The 22,607-nt window shown below is 49.7% G+C and carries 22 protein-coding genes; 5 read left to right on the plus strand and 17 right to left on the minus strand.

Annotated elements, in window-relative coordinates:
- Positions 1-346: 346 nt before the first annotated feature.
- Together LARV_RS02655 and LARV_RS02660 are read right to left on the minus strand one after the other, a co-directional pair.
- A complete protein-coding gene (locus LARV_RS02655; RefSeq protein ID WP_075072186.1) occupies positions 347-955 on the minus strand; it encodes a GNAT family N-acetyltransferase in 609 nt (202 codons plus the stop codon).
- A 290-nt stretch (positions 956-1,245) separates the two neighbouring features.
- Entirely contained in the window at positions 1,246-1,944 is a 699-nt protein-coding gene (locus LARV_RS02660) for a VIT1/CCC1 transporter family protein (RefSeq protein ID WP_075072187.1), read from the minus strand.
- A 311-nt stretch (positions 1,945-2,255) separates the two neighbouring features.
- On the opposite strand from LARV_RS02660, the gene LARV_RS02665 reads away from it, so the two are divergent.
- Positions 2,256-3,662 (plus strand): alkaline phosphatase family protein, encoded by a 1,407-nt coding sequence (locus tag LARV_RS02665; RefSeq protein WP_075072188.1) that lies wholly within the window; start codon positions 2,256-2,258, stop codon positions 3,660-3,662.
- A gap of 172 nt (positions 3,663-3,834) precedes the next feature.
- Here the strand turns inward: LARV_RS02665 and LARV_RS02670 are convergent, their stop codons facing one another.
- The 3 genes from LARV_RS02670 to LARV_RS02685 all read right to left on the minus strand — a co-directional run bounded on the left by LARV_RS02670 (position 3,835) and on the right by LARV_RS02685 (position 5,587).
- Entirely contained in the window at positions 3,835-4,179 is a 345-nt protein-coding gene (locus LARV_RS02670; RefSeq protein WP_075072189.1) for a cupin domain-containing protein, read from the minus strand.
- A gap of 39 nt (positions 4,180-4,218) precedes the next feature.
- Positions 4,219-4,821: a dihydrofolate reductase family protein gene (locus LARV_RS02675; protein ID WP_075072190.1), complete on the minus strand. Its 603-nt coding sequence runs from the start codon at positions 4,819-4,821 to the stop codon at positions 4,219-4,221.
- Positions 4,822-5,125: 304 nt separating this feature from the next.
- On the minus strand, positions 5,126-5,587 hold the full coding sequence (locus LARV_RS02685; protein ID WP_075072192.1) for an iron chaperone: 462 nt from the start codon (positions 5,585-5,587) through the stop codon (positions 5,126-5,128).
- 137 nt (positions 5,588-5,724) lie between these two features.
- On the opposite strand from LARV_RS02685, the gene LARV_RS02690 reads away from it, so the two are divergent.
- The gene (locus LARV_RS02690) at positions 5,725-6,192 is read left to right on the plus strand and encodes a MarR family winged helix-turn-helix transcriptional regulator (RefSeq protein ID WP_075072193.1); all 468 of its coding nucleotides are present in this window, start codon (positions 5,725-5,727) and stop codon (positions 6,190-6,192) included.
- A 289-nt stretch (positions 6,193-6,481) separates the two neighbouring features.
- Here LARV_RS02690 and LARV_RS02695 read toward each other — a convergent pair whose 3' ends face one another.
- Both LARV_RS02695 and LARV_RS02700 read right to left on the minus strand, forming a co-directional pair.
- Positions 6,482-8,287 carry a TerB family tellurite resistance protein gene (locus tag LARV_RS02695; protein ID WP_075072194.1) on the minus strand — a complete coding sequence of 602 codons (1,806 nt, stop codon included), beginning with the start codon at positions 8,285-8,287 and terminating at the stop codon, positions 6,482-6,484.
- A gap of 415 nt (positions 8,288-8,702) precedes the next feature.
- Positions 8,703-9,449 carry an SAM-dependent methyltransferase gene (locus LARV_RS02700; RefSeq protein WP_075072195.1) on the minus strand — a complete coding sequence of 249 codons (747 nt, stop codon included), beginning with the start codon at positions 9,447-9,449 and terminating at the stop codon, positions 8,703-8,705.
- Between the two features lie 768 nt (positions 9,450-10,217).
- Here LARV_RS02700 and LARV_RS02705 point away from each other — a divergent pair.
- Genes LARV_RS02705 through LARV_RS02715 form a run of 3 tightly spaced genes read left to right on the plus strand, consistent with a single transcriptional unit; the run spans position 10,218 to position 13,142 of the window.
- Positions 10,218-11,120 carry an SDR family NAD(P)-dependent oxidoreductase gene (locus LARV_RS02705; protein ID WP_236709911.1) on the plus strand — a complete coding sequence of 301 codons (903 nt, stop codon included), beginning with the start codon at positions 10,218-10,220 and terminating at the stop codon, positions 11,118-11,120.
- Positions 11,107-12,720 (plus strand): phytoene desaturase family protein, encoded by a 1,614-nt coding sequence (locus LARV_RS02710; protein ID WP_075072197.1) that lies wholly within the window; start codon positions 11,107-11,109, stop codon positions 12,718-12,720. The genes LARV_RS02705 and LARV_RS02710 overlap by 14 nt, the downstream gene beginning before the upstream one ends.
- Positions 12,717-13,142 (plus strand): hypothetical protein, encoded by a 426-nt coding sequence (locus tag LARV_RS02715; protein WP_075072198.1) that lies wholly within the window; start codon positions 12,717-12,719, stop codon positions 13,140-13,142. Before LARV_RS02710 ends, LARV_RS02715 begins: the two co-directional genes overlap by 4 nt.
- Positions 13,143-13,825: 683 nt before the next feature.
- Here the strand turns inward: LARV_RS02715 and LARV_RS02720 are convergent.
- From LARV_RS02720 to LARV_RS02765, 10 genes are all read right to left on the minus strand, one after another.
- Positions 13,826-14,401, minus strand: coding sequence for a hypothetical protein (locus LARV_RS02720; RefSeq protein ID WP_075072199.1), 576 nt, complete (start codon positions 14,399-14,401; stop codon positions 13,826-13,828).
- The gene (locus LARV_RS02725) at positions 14,391-14,645 is read right to left on the minus strand and encodes a hypothetical protein (RefSeq protein ID WP_152031669.1); all 255 of its coding nucleotides are present in this window, start codon (positions 14,643-14,645) and stop codon (positions 14,391-14,393) included. The genes LARV_RS02720 and LARV_RS02725 overlap by 11 nt, the downstream gene beginning before the upstream one ends.
- A gap of 249 nt (positions 14,646-14,894) precedes the next feature.
- Complete coding sequence (locus LARV_RS02730) at positions 14,895-15,293, minus strand: hypothetical protein (RefSeq protein ID WP_075072201.1); 399 nt, start codon at positions 15,291-15,293, stop codon at positions 14,895-14,897.
- 174 nt (positions 15,294-15,467) lie between these two features.
- The gene (locus LARV_RS02735) at positions 15,468-16,457 is read right to left on the minus strand and encodes a PIN domain-containing protein (protein ID WP_075072202.1); all 990 of its coding nucleotides are present in this window, start codon (positions 16,455-16,457) and stop codon (positions 15,468-15,470) included.
- A gap of 349 nt (positions 16,458-16,806) precedes the next feature.
- Positions 16,807-17,592: a hypothetical protein gene (locus LARV_RS02740; RefSeq protein WP_075072203.1), complete on the minus strand. Its 786-nt coding sequence runs from the start codon at positions 17,590-17,592 to the stop codon at positions 16,807-16,809.
- Positions 17,593-17,832: 240 nt separating this feature from the next.
- Entirely contained in the window at positions 17,833-18,087 is a 255-nt protein-coding gene (locus LARV_RS02745; RefSeq protein WP_075072204.1) for a hypothetical protein, read from the minus strand.
- A gap of 78 nt (positions 18,088-18,165) precedes the next feature.
- Positions 18,166-18,750: a dihydrofolate reductase family protein gene (locus LARV_RS02750; RefSeq protein ID WP_075072205.1), complete on the minus strand. Its 585-nt coding sequence runs from the start codon at positions 18,748-18,750 to the stop codon at positions 18,166-18,168.
- Between the two features lie 934 nt (positions 18,751-19,684).
- On the minus strand, positions 19,685-20,092 hold the full coding sequence (locus tag LARV_RS02755) for a Zn-ribbon domain-containing OB-fold protein (protein WP_075072206.1): 408 nt from the start codon (positions 20,090-20,092) through the stop codon (positions 19,685-19,687).
- A gap of 247 nt (positions 20,093-20,339) precedes the next feature.
- Complete coding sequence (locus tag LARV_RS02760) at positions 20,340-21,515, minus strand: thiolase C-terminal domain-containing protein (RefSeq protein WP_075072207.1); 1,176 nt, start codon at positions 21,513-21,515, stop codon at positions 20,340-20,342.
- Positions 21,516-21,524: 9 nt separating this feature from the next.
- On the minus strand, positions 21,525-22,595 hold the full coding sequence (locus LARV_RS02765; protein ID WP_075072208.1) for a hydroxymethylglutaryl-CoA synthase: 1,071 nt from the start codon (positions 22,593-22,595) through the stop codon (positions 21,525-21,527).
- Positions 22,596-22,607 lie beyond the last annotated feature (12 nt).

The raw sequence follows: 22,607 nt of genomic DNA on the forward strand, positions 1-22,607 counted from the left end.
AGAACAATTGATAACCTAACTCCTTCAAGCATTATCAATTAAATAAATTATATATCAGGATTTTAAAGATTAGTATTCAATACCCGCTCAGTTCAATTACCTCTTCAAATTTGCTCATCCCACCAAGCGGCACGGTTCTCAATCTCGTCAAATCCGTAGCGCCCTCCATTTCTGGAAGGCGCTTCATCATTCGAGCTTTGGTTTTACCGGCTCAGAACCGGTCGGGACGGATCCTCTGCGAGGACTTTCCCCATACATCCGACCCGGTCCGCACCGGGAAGATAAGAGTGACCGTTTGAGAGGACGGTTTCGGTCATTTTCAACAGGATATACCTCTGACGAACCTTTAGTCTGGCTCCCGCACCATACACCAAATCGCAAGATCGAATTTTGGGAACCGGGTTGTGTGAACCAGAGAAAAGCCCATCCGTTGATAATAGGCAACGTTTTTTTCGTCGTGGGTTTCCAGATAAATTGGCTTTTTTTCTACATCGGCCTTTTCGATGACCGGCTTTAGCAGGGCGGTTCCGACCCCCTTCCGTTTCTGGCTGGGGTCAACTGTTAATCCCCACAGGTAATAATGGGGGCGATCTCCCATGATCTTTTCGTGCGTATCCGCAACGAACTTTTCACATTCCTGTGACCGCACATAATCCCGAAATCCTAAAAGCAACGGTGTGAGTAAAAAGCCATTTTGAATATACTCGCTCTGGGAAATCTTGGTATGGCCGGGAGGCAGGGTAAAAATCACGCCTGAAATCTCAGGGGTTGTATACACTTCTCCGTAACGCAGTGCACAATTCAGCACGTTTCCGAGGTACCATGGCAGGAGACGGATTCGTTTTTTAGGGTCAGGAAAATAAAAAGTGAACATCGGGTAATCGAAAAAAGCCGCTGTAACAACTTCCGTTGCTCTTTTCTTTTGTCGGGGATCCAGTTTAATGATTTCCATCATACCTTTGCTGCCAGGCCCTGGCGAGACTCAAAATTACGGAACTCTTTGAAACCATTTCTCTTTGATTGGATTGAAGCAAGCACACCGAAAAGTGAAGAAAATCCCGCACATTCAAGAATCGTCCGGTGTGAGCGGAGGGCAAAATTCGGTACCCGGCGCCCAAAAGATTATACCGCTTCCCTTCCTCTCTGCAATCGAAAGCGCCCTCCATCTCCGGAAGGCGCTGCATTGCCCGATGAAAGAGACTGCCTGTTCTGGACCCATGATCAGGAGAGCGCCATCCTTTCTTTTTAAGAAATCAATTTCGCCAGACCAAAGGCTGCGGCTGCTGCGATGCCACCCAGTATTGCTGTCTGAATAGCGCTCAGGAAGGGATGGGTACCCGAAAAACGACCTTTCACATAACCAAAGATCAATAAGGCAATGAGGGTGAAAACGACTGAGAAAATGAGGGCGCTACCCGGTGTGTGGATCAGTATATATGGAGTCAACGGAACCAACCCGCCTATGATATAGGATAGTCCGATCGTTATGGCGCTTGAAAAAGCCCGTTTCGGATCCGGTTTTTCGAGACCCAGCTCGAATCTCATCATGAAATCGATCCATTTTTGCGGATGGAGGCTCAATTCTTTGGCGATCGTATTGCTTTGCTTTTTATCAAGGCCATAGGATTGAAATACTTGCTCCACTTCTGCCACTTCAACGTCCGGGATTGTATCGACTTCTTTTTGTTCGGTAGCGCGTTCAGCCTGGTAGTGTTCGGCGTCACTCCGCGCAGCCAGGTAGCCTCCCAGGCCCATCGAAATCGCGCCGGCAGCCATCTCAGCCAGTCCGCCGGTGATGATGATCTTGGATGTTGCATTGGCTACACCGGAGAGTCCGGCTGCGAGGGCGAAAGGTACAGTCAACCCATCCGACATTCCGATGATGATATCTCTTACGCGTTCGGAACCTTTGAAATGATGTTCAACGTGACGGGATAATGCCATAGGAAACCCTCCCTTAAATCATCGAGTAAGGTTGTAAATAATTATAGAACGTAAATACCGATTTAACTTTCTGTCTTTTACATAGTCGCCCGGGGGAATTTCCGCAATCGGAATGAGTCGAAATTGGTCATCCACCCGGGAAAAGGTTCGCACATCCACCCAGCCTTCGTAATCAGGTGGTGAAAAGACAATCATCGCAGGAGAATAATGATCTGTATAATCATTATTATCAGGCAGTTGAAGGAATCCGTTCATAGAACTCGCCAGAACAAGGGTTCGTAGTTAAGTGTCAGGGCAAGGAGGATATTGTGATGGACACCGACAGGCGTTCTCCCATCGAACATGTAATTGTTCTCATGCTTGAGAACCGTTCCTACGATCATCTGTTGGGCTATCTGCCGAACGGCCATGGGCTGGCAGGTGATGAATTCAATTGGGTCGATCCATCCAATTCCGCCTCTGAACGAATCACTGTGAGCAACACATCCGGTTACATCACCGCAGTCGACCCTCTTCATGACTTTATCAGTGTCGAGAAGCAGTTGTTTGGCCAAACAGGGCAGATTGTAAACCCGGCGCCAATGAATGGCTTCGTCGCCTCCTACATGGAAAAGGCAAAGGGCGATGTCGAGGTTGGCAGAAAGATCATGGAGTGCTTTGACCCGGGTAAGATCCCGGCGTTGACCACCCTCGCGCGCGAATTCTGTGTCTGTGATCGCTGGTTCTCTGCGGTCCCAGGTCCGACGTGGCTGAATCGCTTCTACGTGCATGCGGCAACTTCTGACGGAATGATTGTGGACACTGTAAAGCACAAGTACAGGATGAAAACCATTTATGACACGCTGAGCGAAAATGGGTTGTCATGGAACATTTACTATGGCGACATTCCCCAGAGTATCATCCTGGAGCATCACTGGAAGACGCTGGACCACTTCAAGCGATTCGATACATACTACACCGACCTGGAGAAGGGGGACCTGGCTGCCTATACCTTCATCGAACCCCGCTACATCAGCTTTCATGAGTGGAAAGCGAATGACGAACACCCGCCGCACGATGTAAGACTGGGCGAATACCTTATTGCCGAGGTTTACGACACCCTGCGCAACAGCCAGTTTTGGGAGAAGAGCCTGCTGGTGGTGCTCTATGACGAACATGGAGGCTTTTTCGATCGGGTTCCACCGCCTGGCCCGGTGCCGAGTCCGGATGGAAAAAAGGCTAAAAAACCTCCCTTTGATTTCACTCGCCTGGGGGTACGTGTCCCGGCCATACTTGTTTCACCCTTTGTGGAAAAAGGTCAGGTTGATTCAACCATCTATGAGCATTCCTCGCTTCCGGCCACAGTCAAAACCCTGTTCAATCTTCCCGAAAATCTAACGGCCAGAGACAGGGCAGCGAACACATTCGAGAAGAATCTCTCTCGAAGCATTCCCCGCAGCGACACACCGTTAACGCTTCCGGTCCCTGGTGAACCCAATGAGGCCAGCCGTCACCGGGCACTGCTTCGCATCGACGCGCTCGAAAAATGGCGCCAGGGTGAGGTCGATCCGGCAGAGATTTCACAGGAGCCCCTTTCTGTCTTTCAGGAGGCGCTGGTTGAGCTCGCGCATCTTCTTAACAAGGAGGCGCGCAGAAAAGTACGCGCAAATGCGATCAAGACGGAGCACGAAGCTGCGCTCCACATCTACGATAGCCTGACCCATTTTCTGGATCGCTGAACCAGAAGAACGGGTCAGTCAGACTGTTGGGGCTGGCTTTCGGAAGGATGCACGAACCGGATATTCTGTTGACGCGATCCGCAAGGCAATGGTGAGAGTAGAAATCCAGCGCCAAACCTCGGCCGGCTGTTCGTCAAGCGGGGTCATGGGTAATGAATTGCCGGGCTCCAACTCACGGTTGCCTGACGATATCGACCGAGATTTCCACCGCCGGAATCGTTCCCCGGTTCTCGAGCCAGTGCAGGGTATTGCGATCCTCGGGCCAGCCCAACCCCGGCCCATAGTCCGTGGCGCCGCCATTGCGATGGTCGGTGATGGTTCCCTGCAGGATATAGACGATGCCGGGGCGGTCTTTATGGTCGTGAAGCGGGCCGAAGACGGCGCCGGGCTCGAAGGTCACCAGGCGCATGCGAAGCTGGCGCCCGGCCATGCCCTCGATCTCAGGGCCAAGGTCAACCGTTTCCAGTAACTTCACCGTAATCCCTTTCGTCTCAGGTACCGCCTGTTGGCTGTTCATCGTGCTCTCCTTTCCGTACTTCCATGGTCTGACCCAGTTTTATGATCCTACCCGCCCGGTTATGACTGCGCCGGCGCGCTCGTAATTCACGACAATGACGCCATTCGGGGCGACAATGCCTTCCGTCACTTTGAACGCTGCCGGGATCGTACCCCCGGCAAACAAGCGCTTACCGGCGCCCAACGTCACCGGGTAGATCATCAACCAGAACGCATCGATCAAATCATGCTTGAGAAGCGTCTGGATGAGATTGCCGCTTCCCCAGACGTTCAAATCCGGCCCGGGTTGCTGCTTGATTTTGGCGATTTTTTCCGCAATATCTCCGTCCAAAAACACGGACGGCTGCCATGCGCTGGAAGTCCGGGTGTTCGAGGCGACGTACTTGGTGGCCGTTTTGACGCCGGGCCACGCGTCCGCATGGTATGGCCAGTACGACTCCCAGATGTCAAAGGTGGTGCGCCCCAGCAACAGGTCGAACGGCAGGTTCATCTGCCTTTCCAGGGCTGTTCCAAGACTTTCGTCCAAAAAGGGCGCTGTCCATCCGCCGTACGCGAAGCCGCCGCTGGAATCTTCGTCCGGAGCGCCGGGGGCCTGGATGACACCGTCCAGGGAGAGATGTTCAAGCACAATCACTTTTCGCATGGCTGGGTTCCTCCAATGCCTGGATGAAGATCCAGGAGTCTTATTCAAAACCGGTAATAGATGTCTCAATTGCTATTACTATATCACAATGAGCAAGGCCCATCTTTTGCGGGAACGCGACGGCGGCGGTGCGCAGCCCGCCGAATGGACCTCCGTTTCTGGGCAGGAATCAAAAAAGCGTTCTCCCGGTCGGGAGAACGCTTTTTACATCCAAGGCTGAAAACTGTGCTCACCGCTTTTCATGAAACAGTGCTGCGGCTCTTGTGATTTCGCGGGGAATTTTCACCCGCGCTGTGATCGGTTTTCAGCTCACCGCTTTCTTCACCAGCGCCACGATCCTTGCCTCTTCGACGGCGGTCAACCCCTTCAGCGCGAAGGCGGTTGGCCACATGTCACCCTCGTCGAGCTTCGCCCTGTCATTGAAACCGAGCGTCGCGTACCGCGCCTTGAATTTCTCCGCGCTTTGGAAGAAGCAGATGACATTGCCGTCGTTGTCAGCGTAGGCGGGCATGCCATACCAGGTTTTCGCCGAGAGAGACGGCGCGTTGGCTTTGATGATCTCATGCAGGCGTGCCGCCATACTTCGATCCGGTTCCTGCATCGCGGCGATCGCCGCGAGGGCGGCATTCTCACCTTCAGCCTTGTTCTTGCTGATGCGCGCTTCGGCCTTCAGCTCTTTGGCGCGTTCCCTCATCGCGGCTTTTTCATCGTCCGTGAAGCCCTGGGACGTCCGGGCCGATTTTTGCGTTTCAGTATTTGTGCTCATAAAATCCTCCTACCACTAAACCGGGTTGATGTTCCTGCCTTTGCCTGAGCGAAACCCTGGAAACTGCGCTTGCATCTGCAGGAATTTAGTTATATAATAAAGATACTTCATAATAAATATAATGTCAAGAGGCATTTATGACGAATTCCATGAACATTGATTTGAAAAGGCGGGCTTTGAACGCGGTCAGGGATTACGGCGTGCAATTGACGCTGTTTCGCAGCGCGATGAACGAGTGGGTGGGCCTCAACGCGACCGATATGGAATGTCTCCGGCTGTTATTCGCCAAGGGTGTTTCCACGCCATCTGAACTTGCCCGGCATACAGGCCTCACCTCAGGCGCGACGACCGCCATGCTGGACCGGCTCGAAAAGGCCGGCTTGATTGAACGCCGGCCGAATCCGGAGGATCGCCGCGGGACACTCATCGTTCCCGAGAAATCGAGCGCTGAAAAAGCCGCCTCGTGGTTCGAATCGGCGCGGAAGGCACAGGAGGCGTTAATGGCCCAGTTTTCGCAGGAAGATTTGGAAGTCATCGCGGACGTCTTTGAACGATTTGCACAATTATGGGAACAGGAACGCGAGAAAATAAGAAAAAATCCGTAAGGGTGGAACGAGCCGCAGAAGGGTAAAAAAAATCGCCCTCCAATTCAGGAGGGCACTTCATCTTTTGATTTTGATCCTTACCGGTTCAAAACAGGCCAGAACTTATACGGTACATTCGACTCGGTCCGCGTTGGAGAAGTAACAGTGATTTTCTACAGTCAGCTTCACTCGGGTGGCACGTTTTCAAACTGAAGCCAATTATGCGACCGAAAACCGGTTTGCACCACTCGCAATTTCTCAAGGCGCGAAGCACCGTGTCGTGTCGGTGCGCAAACAGTTGTTAGGCAGTTCATTGATCATCCAAGAGTTCTTCCACCTCATTCTTTGACAAACTCAGATGTTCGGCAACCTTCTTGATGTACATTTTCTCTGCGGGCTGAACCTTGCCATCTTTCTTGGACATGCTCACCATATCCAATATAAGATTAAGTGCTTCATCAGGATGATTTTGATATGGTGAAAAATCAATTCCTACCAATTTTTTTGCCCCTAGACGACTTTTAAGGTCTGATGTCTGTTCAGCATTAAACTTCACGGCAGACGTAAGTTCTTTCAGAAATTCGATCTCGGCCTTGTCTGTAACTCCATCAACCTTCATCAAGTTAATAAGCGTCTGTAGATTGATTAAGGCAAGGGATATATCGTCAGCAGTTGATGTTGGTAGAGTAGAAACCGTAAATCGCGCCGATAATTCTTGCTTTTTGATCTCTAGTTCATCATCCGTTAACAAGCCTTCAACATGAAGGAGATTTAACCGCTCTAAAAGTTCTGCCTGGCCAAGAGAAACCCCTATCGTTGAAATTGCAGCTACACCACTAGATACTGGCTCTGGTTCAGAGGATACTTGTGACGCTTTCTTGCCAAAAAGCCCACCAACTTTGTGGCCTAATATACTCGCCTGTTCTCTCAAGCCCTTTTGCTCTTTCCGTGTAAAGCGAGATGCCTGAGCTTGAAGTTCATCCAGATCCAACTTCGCATCCAAAGCTGGCAAAAAACGATTGAGCAGGTCGAGCTCGGCCGGAGCAATTGTGCCACTGGCGGCAGTGGCCAATTTAAGAAGTTCAGCCAAAGCCTTGCGCAATTTACCGCGCTTTATGGCACGCAACTGTTTCTCGACGGTTTCAGCATTAATCTCTACGCGGGCTTCAATTTCTTGCAGAGCTTCATCAGGAACATTCAGGCACTTAACAATCGCCTGGTATACCTTCAATTCACGTGGATCAATACTACCGTCGATGTTAATTACTGCTTGTACGGCCTGCACAATCATAGGCAGATCTTCGGATTTCAATTCAGCTTCATTACAAAGATCAACGGCTGCCTGTCGCGCCCGGGCTTCTAATTTAAATTCCTGCCGCCCAGCGTCAGCTATGTTCTTTGTAGAAACATAGTTCCAACCAGAAGAGATAGCTACTCCTGCTACTGGTACTACAACTTTCAAAATCGCCTTCCGAGTAATCATATTCCCGATACGCGGGCCCAATATTTTTTTGGCAGCTTCTTGAATAATATGCGTTCTACCTGTAATGAAGCGATAAGTCTGTGCTCGTACTACTTCCGGCCCCGCAGCTGCGGCTACATTACCCATATTCATAGAAGCAGCAGAAATACCGTAAGCCAACATAAATGCTCGATAAAGTTGTTCTGGGTCATTTACGTCAATTGGGTCTCCATAGACTGTAGCTAGATCGTAAATAAGTCGTACCTGCAAACGCGTGGTATACAAAATCTCGCCACCAATGGAAGCAATAATTACCGGTATAGTCAAACCACCCAATACCCCTGTTGAAGCTGTTATACCGGTTACCCCACCAGCGATGGCTGCGTAACGCGTAGCCAGTGTACAAAGGTTTTCTGCAATGGCATCCTGTGTCAGGCCAGGATATTTTTTCCGAAAATACTCTACACCACCTGCCTTGATAATTTTCTCAGCATATGATGACAGCATAGCATGCACAAATTCATTAAACCAAGTACCATCCCTTAAGCTCGCAGGGCCGAAGGCAAAGGCCATCTTCTTCAGATTTTCCACTTCTGTTTTGATTTGGCTCTGGATAGATTCATCCTCATCGAAATATATACTGGAATCCACCATTTTGTACCTCCATGGTTGAAATGTATCGCCCAACGGTTTGCGTCACTGGCGTTGTAGTGGGCATGGATTCTGCTTGGGAGTAAACTTCATTTTGAATTCAGTAATCACTGTTAACAAATATAACGTCCCGAACTTCAATTATACAGAACCCTAGTATTCACGCAAATCAATAACGCCCTCCAATGTTGAAAGGCGCTTCATCATTCTACCTTGATTCTTACCGGCTCAAAACCGGCCGGAACTTATGTCCCTTCGGGCGCCTTTAGGGGGGTACCCATACACCAGCATGCCGCGCTGGTTGCCGTCATCGCGCAGTTTGCGCCTAAACGGGTGCAGTCAAAGCGGTGCGGTCTGTCTGAGACAGGTCTTTCAGTTGATTGCACGGATAACCAGACCAAACGGATGCGCCAACGCGTCAGCGCTGCATCAGAGCAAACACACCCCAGCCCAGGTATTCACGCGTGTAAGCGGCGTAACGCCCGGGTTCCGAGGTCAATTCGGCACGAACCTCTTTCGCGAACTCGTCGTCGGGATTGGCTTCAAGCCATCGACGCATGGTGAGCCATTTGGCCGCCTCGTATCGGTCCCAGTCGTCCTGGTTAGCCAAAATCATTTCAACAACATCGTAGCCAAGGCGGCGAAAAGACGCGAGAAGTTCTGGAAGCATGAGAAAGTCGGAGATTGAGTTGGCAAGACACCCCTTGGCAACCTCTTCCGTCGGCGGAAACTGCCGCCAGTAGGGCTCGCCGATGAGGAGGATCCCTCCGGGGCGCAGGCTCCGCGCCAGAAGCTCGATCGTGCCAGCGACTCCCCCACCGATCCAGGTGGCGCCGACACAGGCTGCCACACTGACCTTCTCGTCAGAGACAAAGCCAGCAGCATCGTCATGGATGAACTTGACTTGATCGGCGACGCCGAGTTCTTCAGCCCGAAGTTGCGCCTGTTCGGTGAACAACGGGCTCATGTCGATGCCGATGCCGGTGATGCCGTGATCGCGTGCCCAGGTGCACAGCATCTCCCCCGAACCGCTGCCGAGGTCGAGCACTCGGGCCCCCGATTCCAGACGCAGCGCCGCACCGAGCGTGGCGAGCTTTTCGGGTGTGATCGGGTCGTGGATGCGGTGAGCACTCTCAGTGATGTTGAATATCCGGGGTATGTCCATTGTAGAAAAACTCCTTACGGGTGAATAGACTCGGTCACGGCCGGACGGCTTGCGTCAGGTAGAAGAAAAATTATCCCTCGCCCGTTCATTCTACTCCCGAAAATAATCCCCCGATAAAAAAAAGCGCCCTCCATTTCAGCACGTTGTGTGCTTCGCAGAGCGCGCTTCGTATTCTCTATCCAAAAAATTAATGAGTCACCACCGGACTAATTTTATACCCGTACATACGTCTCGGTCCGCGGTATGGAAGAAAAGATTGTTGTCTATCGATTTGTGAACTCGGGGCGGGTTTTGAGTCGATTTGAGCTAATAAGCCGGTTCGTTTACAGGAGGTTCATGTTGATTCTAAACTTGTTTACACTTACTGGATTTCCTTCAAAAGAAATTTAATGACAACCATCTATGGAGCAATCGTTCCAATGCAATTTTTTCCTGCTGTTCTGTTTGAGTTTTCCGTACAATCTGCGAGAAATCATGTGGTTTTCACAAATGGAAAAGGTAGATCAACCATTTTGAATAAGATAGAGTTTTTGGCCAGGGATGGGTTAAGTTACAAAATTGTTCTTCACTCTTTAGGTATTGACCCAGAAAAACGAATTATATCCACTTTCTAGCCAGGACAGGAGATAGAATCGGAAAACCTTGAATTGAGTGTATTTTGATATAATAAATTGATTTTACAAATCAACACGAATTCGAATAGAGTAAAGTGCTGAAGACATGTTGAACCGGTATCTTGCAGAGTATAAATGGTCGAATATCTTTGCCATGTTACGAAATTTAAGATCCGAACCCCGGATCTGCTCAGATGATTTCAACCAACGCCTGGTGGTGATAACAGGTGCCAGTTCCGGAATTGGTTGGGCAACTGCAAAAAAATATGCCACACACAGAGCAGACCTATTATTCATCAACCGAAATGAGCCAAAAACGAGAGTGCTCTGTGAAGCACTAAAGAACGAATACAACATAAATTGCAGCTATATCCTGGCTGATTTTATGAGGTTGTCGGATATATATTCGGCGGTAGCAAAATTATCAAACCTGGGCAGGAACATTGATGTCCTGATCCACAATGCGGGTATTTACAACACCACCCGGATTCTTACTGCAGACCACCTGGAGGCAACTTTCCAAATCAATTACCTGAGCACTTTCATTTTGAATTATTCCCTTAAAGAAAAATTTAGGAATCAGGCAAGCGGAAGGATCTTATTTGTCAATTCTGAAGCCTATCGGTTCGCTGCGTTCGGTCTACATTTGGATGATCTCTCATGGAATAAATATCGCTATTCAGGGATAATAAGTTATGGATCTGCCAAACTAGCACAATTACTTTCCATGTTAAAACTTAATGAGTTCTTTAGAGGGAGTGGGGTCACGATCAATGCCATGCATCCCGGCAACGTGAAAACCAACAGTGGACAAAACAACGGAAAAATTTATAGGTATTTAAAAAAACTGCTCTTGGATCGCAATTCACGGCCAGTGGATTTTGCCGCTGAAGCACTTTATTACCTGGGTGTTTCTAATGAAGTAGTAATGGCCTCTGGAAAATTTTTCAACCTGACAACCGAAGAGAAACCCGCACCTCCAGCGCTGGATATGGAGGCCGCTGAAAAATTATGGGAGGTAAGTTTAGAGTTGGGTGGATTTCATGAGAAAAAATGATGAAAAGATCATTATTGTAGGTGCAGGGGTGGCAGGGCTGACTGCAGCGGCCTACCTGGCGAAAGCCGGGTTCAATGTGCTGTTGCTGGAGAAGAATGACAGAAGCGGGGGCCTGCTGTATACAATGAATAATAATGGTTTCTATTTCGATTCCGGCCCAAGAGCTTTGGTGAATTCGGGTATCGTGAAACCGATCTTAAAAGAATTGGAAATTAGGTGGGAATATTATGAAAATAAAATTTCGATTGGCATCGAAGACCAGCTTTTCCGGGTAAACTCGATCAGTGACCTGGAAGAATACCAGCGCATTTTGATGAGTCTTTATCCGGATGACAGAGAAGATATAAAGAATATCCTCAAAGTGGTGAATGAATTATCTGAGTACACCAGAGTCATATATGAGTTTGACAACCCCTATTTTGGTGATCAATTCAGTAACAAGGAATATGTTGTAAAAAAACTACTGCCATGGACGTTTAAATTCCTACAGGCTTTACGAAAATTCAACCAGTTCAAAATGCCGGTGGAAGATTTTCTGCATAAATTTACCGGGAATCAATCACTGATTGACGTCCTCACCCAGCACTTCTTTAGAAATACTCCCACCTATTTTGCCCTGGGGTACTTCTATGTATATCTGGATTATTTTTACCCAAGGGGGGGAACCGGCACCCTGAAGGAGAAGCTGACGGAGAAAGTAGGTGAATGGGGTGGTCAAATCAAACTGAACAAACGGGTCAACCGGGTCATTCCATCGGAATCGAAGATCGTTGATGCGGAAGGTACTGAATACCACTACGATCATTTAATCTGGGCGGCGGATCTGAAGACGCTTTACCGCAGCCTGGATCCGGTCGGGTTGAATGCCCAAATCACGCGCAGCTTTGAATCGGAGAAGCAGAACATTCTATCTTCAAAAGGGGCAGAATCCGTCTTCATCCTGTATCTCGGCGTCAACCGCCCGCCTTCATATTTCAAAGAACACGGCGGAGAGCACTTGTTCTTCACTCCCTCAAGGCAAGGGCTGGGAGAGATAAACAGGTCGCAGCGGGTGAATCTCATCAAGAATTTTGACAAGGTGTCAAAAAGTGAAGTGATCAAGTGGCTTGAAAGCTATTGCGACCTGACTACTTACGAAATATCCATCCCAATTCTGAGGGATAGTTCGCTGGCACCTGAAGGGCAAACCGGGGTGATGGTTAGCTGCCTTTTTGACTACCAGGTGATCAAAAATGTTGAAAGCGCTGGCTGGTACGATGAATTCAAGGAAAGACTGGAAAAGCGAATACTAAGTAATTTATCAACGACCATATTCAAAGATGTCGAAAAAGATATTCTTTTCCGGTTTTCCTCCACTCCGCTGACAATCAGCAAAATTTCCGGTAGCTCCGAAGGTGCGATCACCGGATGGTCGTTTGAAGCTGAACCACCTGTCATCTATAAACTCACAGATGTTGGAAAATCGGTTCTTACCGCACTCCCGAATGTATATAAAGCCGGGCAATGGGCGTATGCTCCTGCTGGCGTGCCCATTGCCATGCTGACTGCCTGGCATGCCTATCAAAAGATTATCAAGCAGTCAAAGAGAAAAAATAGATGATGTTAAAGATCGTTCTCTTGGCTTTCATCCTGCTGGAATTTTCAAATGTTGTGGCATTGTATTTCTTCCCAGGGTCAAAAAGAGCTAATGCGGTTGGAATTTTCTCCGCCTGGGAGAAATCAAAACAGTTCCCGGAGATTCATGACCTTATGCGTTACCTGGTTTATTGGGTAGCGGGGGCAAAATTGATCTTTCTTTTTCTGCTGGGGCTGATTGTGACGTTCGCTGACCTGAATTTGCAGCGGTGGAGCCTGATGGCGCTGGGTCTTGCAACCCTTACCTTCTACTGGCGCATGTTCCCGTTGGTGCGAAAAATGGATCATGACGGTCAAATCCACCCCAATAATTACTCACTTGTACTGGGAGGCATGATCCTTGCGATGATCGTGCTGTTTTTCGCTGCCGCATTGATCGGGATATAAAGAGAAATTTTGAATCAATCCTGCTTATGTGGCAGGCTCTGTAAATCCCGAATCCGCTCTCCAAGGTGTGCTGTCTTGAGAATGAAGACGAAATAAATCTCCTGAAATGGTTGGTAGACCGGCAATAAAGGGAACTAGAGCATCAGCCCCGCGGTCAAATTGAGGAGGCGCGTGCCAAGCTCCCGCTCCAGTTCAGGCAATTTCATCTTGATCATTTTAGACCACATACCTTCCGTTACTGTTTCGCGCTTATCGAATGGTAGTAATATAGTCTCCAGAACCTCAGGTGCTGATCAGGTATTCGCACCATGAAGGAACTACCTGGACATAAAGGTGCCAAACCAACTTTGATTAATTTATGAAAGTACTCAAACTCGAACCCAAGTGGTACGCAGCTCACCGGGTTAGGAAATAAATACCGTGTGAATCAAGAAGCGCCTTGTAAAGCAGAAAGGCGCTTCTTTGTCCGTAAATGGTAGAGATTTACCGAGAACCGGCAAGCACCGGTCGGGACTTATCCTCTACGAGGACTTTCCTCTACGAGGACTTTCCTCTGCGAGGACTTTCCTCTGCGAGGACTTTCCTCTGCGAGGACTTTCCTCACTGAGGACTTTACCCGTATATCCGACTCGTCCCGCGCTGGGGAGGTAAAGGCGATTTTCGAACGATTCCTCTGTTCTGCCTTATTCCGTTTCTTTCAGGGCGCGCTCCAACAAATCACTGACGTTGAGTTCGTTCGCCCATTTTCGCAAATAATCCAGGTCAAGTTCACCGGCGCGTGTTTTCAGGACGCCGAGAATGTCGCGCCATTGATGTTCCGACACCCCGCCGCTCAGACGATACCTTTCGAGTTTGGCCAGGATGATATCTTCGGGACTGCTAAATTTTGCACTGACTTCTGATTCAAAGAAGAAGGTTTGCTTTTGAGCGCGAGCCAGTTGAGATTGTAAAAATGGGCGCGGGCGAGGGATGAAAATATCTACTTTGAACATGCTCTCGCGATGAATGATATTAAAACTGGAATGGTGCCGGATAGATTCGGCGATCATCTCATCATCCATATAGAATTCATCTTGCAAAGCCGAAATAAACGGCTGAAGATGCTCAAGCTGCATTTCGGCCACGATGTCTGAATCCTGGGTGGTGCGCACCATGCCGTAGAGGGCGCTGGCAAGTGAACCGCCAATGAGATATGGTATGTTCAGTTTTTCGAGAACCTGGGTGACCCGGATTGTGACTTCAATCGGTTCATTTTGCATCGGGCAGTTTCCCATAAACCTTGGCCGCGATTTCTTCTCCAAGCAGCAGGCCTGCCAGCCTGCGTCGCAGTTCAGCCTCGCCGGCCTGGGGATATTGCGATCGTAAACCTGCCAACGCTAACAAGCGGGCTGATTGGTTGAGTTGCGCCAGCATTTGCATTTTCCGAGTGGGGCTGGCTGCCCGCCATAGTTTAATTTGCAGGGCTTCCATTTTTGGGTGGGTATCGGGGAATAAGGCACTCATCTGCTTTTTATCCATCCCATGACGGCAGTTTCACCTCCCGCCAGGCTATAGAAGCCATAAACCAATGCGCCAATTATTTTCGGCTGTTATTATGATTAGATTTTACTCGAAATAGAAACGAGAAGCGCCCTCCATTTTTCAGGATGGCGCTTAATATCCGAAAATGACAGAGTTTACTGCGAGATGGCAAGCACCGGCCGGAAATTTTACCCGCACCTTACTGCTTTCTTCGTTACGCAGCTCATATGCCTACCCCTTGTAATGCTTATCCTGCCCGCGTGAGTAACCACGCTGGGAATTCAAAATTGGTAAATCCCAATATTCATCTTCGAACTCCCGCAGCAAGTTGCCTTCAATTTCCGTAGCATTTTCTGTTGTAGCTATTGCAAATTTCACTGAAACTTTTATCTTGGGACAATTGCGGATTCTGGAAAGTCGATTCGCTACCGTGTGTCGTGTAAAGTGATTCTGTATTTCTTCAAGCAAGTCAGTTTTTGACATGCCGATTTTCAACACTCTTGTACATCCTTTGTAACGAGGATATTCTTCAGACTGTAATAACTCATAAACCCCAGCTTCCCTTGGAATTTGATTTCTGAAATTGCTTTCATCAAAGGGGATTTCTATAGACCAATCGAAAGTAGTCATTTCTTGATTCCTTAGGATCAGAGGAATTACTGGGTAGGCTAACGGCTTGCGTTACCTGCGTGTGGGCGGGCGTGGATTCTGCTGGGGAGCAGAAAAACTCGAAGCGAGGAAAATACCTGCAAATCGCGCAGAATCCCACATGTCAGGTACACGTTTTGTTAGCCCGCTATTGGTTTAGAAAGGCACTTCAATTTCTTCGGCTAAATTTAGCGTGTCTTTCATTTTGGAATACAACTCGCTTAGACCTTCTGGTTTTAGTTGAGACTCTCTACCTTTTATGATTTTTGACAAAAACTCTTTTACATCTGGGTCGTCAATAATCCAATAAACTTGATTGTTTGAGTTTGTAGCGTCAATTATTGCGTTTATTTGTGCAATTGTAAAATCTGAATATTTATCTAATTTGCCAATAATTGTGTGAGTTTCAGCGAATGACGAACTATTGGCTAAATCTCGGATAACCAAATCTTTTTCCAGTTCGCTGGCTAAAGTGATTTTTGGGAAATATTCTTTGAAAAACTCTGAAAGACTTTTGTAATAAACAACCTCCGATTGTTTTTTGTCTTGCCATTCCCTTGTTAAGTACGCGTTGAATAAATTTGAGTCAATCGGCGATGCGTAATCTTTGTCGTCGGTAATAAAATACAGCGACTCGCCATTTGGGATGCTTTGAAGTAATGCTTCCCAATTCAGAGCATCACCCAAAGATCCATTTTTTCCAGGGGGATTACCTACTGCCATACGAGTACGGGCTAATTCTTTTATTGCGTCGCTTACCGTAATTTTAATGCCGTTATTGAATAAATCCTGAATTACCCTATCAGCCTTCAAATCTTGTTTCTGAATATCATTAATTGCCTTTTGAATTAGTTCAGCATGAATTTTCGAATAATCTCGTTGTAATTGGCGGAGATTCTCAAATTCATCATATTCCTTGATGAATTGTGGAAAACGCAAATCTAATTTTTGTTCACGAAGTTGTTTAAGCGCATCTGCAATCTTATTTTCACGGTTACGATAAAATTCTTGGATAACTTGTTCGGGGAGATATAGTATAACCTTTCCCTGTCCAAGTAAAACGTTTAGCTTCTTCAACTCTTCCAAATCATCATTCGTGAAATGGAAAAAGGAAAGAAAGATGTTTGTATCTAAAAAGATGTTCATTTGATTGTCTACCCTTGTTGTGCAATGGGCGTGTTAATGGTTTGCATTACCTTCGTGTGGCCGGGTTTGGAAAATTTCTGTGAAGAATATTAGACCGAGAAAAACGTTTTTACCACCCCGTCATTGTAATTATACGAATTTCAAATATTCCCACAACAAAAAGAGCTCTCCAAAACAGGAGAGCGTTTTTCAGCTATTTATTTTTTTTCATTGAGTCATCACCGGTCTAAACTTACTCTCTACGAGGACTTTTCTCGTGTACCAGCATTCCGCGCTGGTTGCCGTCTTCGCACAGGCGAAGTGGTGCAGTCAAAATGCCCCTGCGGGGCACAGGCCGAACACATCCCACTTACTGTAACGTTATTATGTAGGAAAAAGCTGCTAAACCTATCATCAGAATATAGAAGACCATATTTAATAACCAATCTTTTCTTTGTAATGGACGACGCCAATTTTCAAATACCCAAATGATTGGATAAATAAAAACAAGGGAGATTATTGGAAGCATACTGGGAACACTATTGTTATGAAAAAGAGTATCGATCACTAACATAATTAACGTTCCAAGACACGCAGAAAGCGCCAGATCCGATATTGGATTTGGCATTCGCCACGCAAGAACCAATGACAGACTAAGGAGAATTGAAATTGCTATCACAATCGGGATAGTTACATTTCTTTCATGGAGTCGCGACTCTATAAGTGGCTCGTGCGATAAATAATAAAATCCTTTTGACTCAATATCAAAAACAATTCTGTAGACCTCGTCAGAATTTTCCACTCTTTTCAAAATGGACAAATTGAGTGGGTCACCTACCTGGATTTCAGAAAGAAATTTGTCTTCCAAAAAGAACTTTTCATCATCATCAGGTACAACAAATTGCAGAGTATGATTATTAAGATAAATAACGAACCAACCATTCTTATCTCGTCCTGTGCTTTCCAGATTTCCGGACACGGTCATCAATTCTGAAGGAGTGATAGCAGGAATTGCGAAATTTAGTAAAATCAAAAATCCACTAACGAGGAATGAAAGGGGGACAAGTATCCCCCAACGCGATTTTCTTGCAATACGATTCAGACCTCCTATTAAAAAGACATGAATTATGAGCCTAAGAATGATAGTGAAAATCATAGAATTTTGCTTGGTTGGAAGTTATCATCTATTTTTGTGAATATGGATTTTTTTAGCGTTCCAGTTATCACCGACCGCAACTTATAAATTTACATGCATACTCTTTGGTTATTGTCCTCGCATTATTCACGTAATATTATCTCGACCGGCATGCTGATCCCGACGGACTGCTCGCCCAGGGGTTAGTTGAGTAGTACTGAAACGACCTTCAAAGTAACTTGAATGGGTTCGGGAAGCATGTCAGTTCTTCACGGTCGGCGCGCCATACACTCGGCCGGCAAGGGTTGGTCCAAGGATCAAGTCCGCCAAACGGCGGCGTAGCATATCAATGGAATCATCCGGATAGCGCGAACGCAACCCGGATAAGGCCAGGGTTTTGACGGTCTGGTTCATCTGACCCAGCATGGCAAGTTTTTGCGCCGCACCTGCCTGGCGCAGCAGCTTGCGCTGCAAGGCAGCAACCTCAGGACGAGTGTCGGACAGGGTTTCGACCATAAAATGATTATAGCATTTTCCCAAGTGTCCGAATCAAAGACTGACCGCGAATCAAAAGCGCCCTCCAATACTGGAGTCTCAGGATGCGCTGCGCCGGTACCGCACGTACAAGACACCTGTCGGAAGGGGCGACACATCCACCAATGTCAGGTCGACGCACTTTCCTGGCGGGAAAAGCCGCTTGCCGCCACCCAGCACGATTGGATAGATGTGCAGATAATAAGCATCCACCAGATCGTTCTGGGCCAGCACCGGGACCAACACGCTGCTCCCATCGACCAGAATGGTCTTGCCGGGCTTTTGTTTAAGCTGACGGACCGTTTCAACGACGTTATCGCTGATGAGCGTAGAGTTCCGCCAGGCCGAGGCGGATTTCAAAGTGGTGGATACAACGTACTTGCGAATGTTGTTCATCGCATCAGCGAATGGATCACCATTGACCGGTTCGAACGCGCCGCCGTGAATCTGCCATGTCTTCCGACCGAGCAAGACTGCATCGGCCTGAGAGAATACCTGAAAGAAGTGAGTGCCGATATCATCGTGCCAGTACGGCTGCGTCCAGCCGCCATGCGTAAAACCGCCTTCTGTATCTTCATCCACGCCACCGGGCGCCTGAATCACGCCATCCAGGCTGATAAATTCAGCAACGATTAGTTCTCTCAAGTTCTTCCTCCTTTTTTAGACAGTGTTAAGATAGGCGCATCACAACTTATAAGGTTACGAACTCTATTATACGATATAAAAGATAATATTGATATTTTATTTTACATACCCGTACAGTTTATTGGCGTAACCTTCCCTTTACCTCACTTCACACATAACAAATAATTACGCTACATCCCATCACCGTTTTCTCCATTATCAATTAGGGAGGGTTATATGATGGTAATTTAGAAAATCCTTGGCAACCCATCAATTTAAAAATTTTCCCCTATTATCATCTCGTAAGTCGTTGCGATTCTTTTGTTCCTCGCAAACCAAACAGGCTCTCCGTTTCCGGAGAGCGCCTAATCATCGCCAGAATGGTAGGTAAAGAATGCACACAGATTCCAAGGGCTGACGGGAATTTAATCCCAACCATAAAACCCGGTCTGCGCATGGGTTGGCTGCAAGTCGCTCAACAATAATCGCTGCGATTACAAGTGAATCGGCTTATGCGTTTCTGCGGGGCAGTGCTGTGTATATACATTCGACAAATCCATAAAATTCCACCATGTAACCGTGAAAGAATATGGCGGTCGATTCAACTATGACCTGACCGTCTTCGGTGATCAATCCAGGTTTGAATTGGATATAGGCCTCGGGTGAATTCATCTGTGGGGAATTGCAGGAACCAAGCAAGCTACGCAGGTGCTGCTTTGCGACGGCTGTACCAATCATGCCAGTTGATGCGCAGATCAAAGCCGATAGTTTGCGCTACCTGCGCTGGGGCGAGTGTTGACAATGCTTGGGAGCAAGAAAAACTCGAGGCCATGCTTCGCGAAATACTAGAAAACGACGCGGAATCCTTACAGTCCATCAAACACAATTACAAGTACAACAAAAAGCGCCTTCCATTTATTGAAAGGCGTTTTATTTTACTATTATTGCACAGTGTCTACTGCGGACCGGCAAGCACCGGCCGGAATTTATATCCATACACCAGCATTCCGCGCTGGTTTCCATCCTCGCGCAATTTTCGCGTCACCATCTCGACCGGCATGCCGATCTCGACGGACTGCTCGCCCAGGTCGGTGAGCTGGGCGGTGACCACCGGGCCTTCGTCGAGCTTGACCAGCGCAACCGCGTAGGGTGTGGTGGTCTCGTAGCCGGTGGGGGCGTCATGCATGACGGTGAAGGAATAGATGGTGCCCTTGCCGCTGAAGGCATAGGATTCCTTAGCTTCCTTGCCGCACTCGGGACAGACGTCGCGCGGGGGGAAGAGCTTGGCGTGGCAGTGCGGGCATTCTTCACCCACCAGGGCATACCGTTGTTTTCGCAAACGCCAGTGGCGCGGAATTTCCATGAATTGATTCTCCTTGGATCAGAATAACACAACCAATATAAGGGTCCAACCCTGTCAGGGGCTATCAATATACCGGTAGAGGACTCTCAAAAGCTATCAAAGAGAGGGGAGGAGGAAGAAAACCACAGAGAGCACAGAGTCCTCAGAGAAGAAAAAATGATTTCGGAAGACAAAGTAGTCTTCATGGTCTTATTCTCTTTCCTCTTATCTTCTTCCTCTGCGATCTCTGTGTCCTCTGTGGCTACTCTTATCTCTCCAATACGTGGGCAATCGCCGTGGAGGCCGGGCCGCCCAGGGCAAGCGTCAGGGCGCGCCTGGCGCCGGGGACCTGGTTGGGGCCGGCTTCGCCGCGCAACTGGATGGCAGCCTCGACGATCTGATAGACGCCGGCGGCGCCGATCGGGAAGCCACGCGCCTTGTTGCCGCCCAGGGTCAGGATGGGCATGCGCCCGTGCAGGCCAAACTCGCCGGCCTGGGCCGGCTTCCAACCCTCGCCGCGCGGCGCCAGACCGACCGCTTCCAGGCTGATCAGGGCGTAAATCGAGGCGCTGTCCCAGGTCTCGAACAGGTTCATCTCGCCGGGCAGCACACCCGCCTGCTGGCAGGCAGTGTCCACCGCGCGGCGCACGGCCTCGAAGGCCAGCGGCTCGGGGCGGTCGTGCAGCGCCAGCGTGTCGATCGAGACACCCGAACCGGTCACGCGCACGGCACGCTGGCGTTCTTCGGCACTCAACTTCTCGGGCGTGGTCAGCAGCACGGCAGCCGCGCCGTCGGCGTAAGGCGCCAGGTCGTACATGTTCAACGGGTCGGCCAGCGCTTCGGCAGACTCGTACACGGCCGGTTTGATGGCCTTGCGATACATGGCATTCGGGTTGCCGGCGCCGTTCTCATGAGCAATCAGGGCAAAGGGCATCAGCGCGCTGCGCGGCGCGCCGGTTTCGTAGAAATAACGCCGGGCCACCAGTCCGGCCAGGCCGTAAGGGGTCAGCCCCTGCATGCCTTCATAGTCGGTATCCATCACCTGACTGACGGCGGCCTCGGTTTCGGGGCCGACCATGTCGGTGTATTTTTCAACTCCCAGCACCAGGGCCGTATCGACCAGGCCGCTGGCCACCGCCAGGTAGCCCGCGTGCATGGCGCCTGCGCCGGAAGCCTCGCCGGCTTCGACGGTATAGGCTTCGATGCCTTCCAGCCCGCTGTTTCCGGCCACCAGCGCGCCCAGGTTGGCCTGGTGCGACAGGACGGAGGCCAGCAGGTTGCCGATGTAGAGCGCGTCCGGGCGCAAGGCACCCTGATCAGGGCGCAGGTTGTTGGCATCCTTGCGGGCCGCTGAAATGGCGCGCGCGGCCAGGGTGCGCAGCGAAAGCTCCCAATGTTCACCCACAGGGATCTGTCCGATCCCGGCAATGACGACTTCGCGCATCGCGGCCTCCTATTCCATCATCAGTTTGCCGCGATAGCGCGCGTAGGTTGCATAATCGATCTGCGTGCGGCGGTTGATGTAATCCGCGGTCTTGGGGGCGGCGTCGCGGTGTTCGGTGATGCGCCCGGTGACGCGCAGCATGAAGGCGTCCGAGCCGGCGCCGGAGCCAAACGAGACCAGCAGAATGCGATCGCCGGGTTTGGCTACATCCAACACGGCGGTCAGGCCGATCAGGCAGGAGCCGGCGTAGGTGTTGCCAATGACCGGAACCAGCAGGCCGGTCTGGATCTGTTCGGGCTTGAAGCCGAGTATCTTGCCGACGCGCTGCGGAAATTTGGTATTGGGCTGGTGAAAGACAGCGTATTCGAAATCGTTGGCGGTGACGCCGAGTTCCTGCATCAGGGTCTCAGCGGCCGTGGTGATGTGTTTAAAATAAGCCGGTTCGCCGGTGAAGCGCTGGCCGTGCTCGGGGTAGTGGGCGTACTGGCGGCGCCAGAAATCGGGCGTGTCGCTGACGAAGGAATAGGAAGCTTCGATGTTGACCGCGGCTTCCTCGGCCGGACCGACGATATAGGCAGCTCCGCCGGCGCCGGCGGTGTATTCGAGCGCGTCGCCCGGGCGGCCCTGGGCGGTGTCCATGCCGATGGCCATGGCATACTTCGCCATGCCCGAGCCGACCAGCCCGACCGCGGCGACCAGCGCCTCGCTGCCGGCCTTGCAGGCAAACTGGAAATCGGCGGATTGAACGTGGCCGGAGGCGCCGATGGCTTCGGAGACGACCGTGCCGGTGGGTTTGACGGCGTAGGGATGCGATTCGGAGCCGACCCACACGGCGCGCAGCTCAGCGGGGTCGATGGACGCGCGGGCGATGGCGTTGCGCGCGGCTTCGATCGACATGGTGATGACGTCCTCGTCCAATCCGGGGACGGCTTTTTCTTTGATCGGCAGGCCGCCCGTGCTGCCCGTCCACACCCGGGCGACTTCGGCGGCCGGGATGCGGTAGCGCGGCACGTATGCGCCGTAGCCAATGATGCCAACAGCTCGATCGGGTTTGAGTAAGTGATTGTTATCGTTGTTCATTTACCATTCCTT

Origin of the sequence: Longilinea arvoryzae (assembly GCF_001050235.1) — a bacterium.
GTDB classification, from domain to species: domain Bacteria; phylum Chloroflexota; class Anaerolineae; order Anaerolineales; family Anaerolineaceae; genus Longilinea; species Longilinea arvoryzae.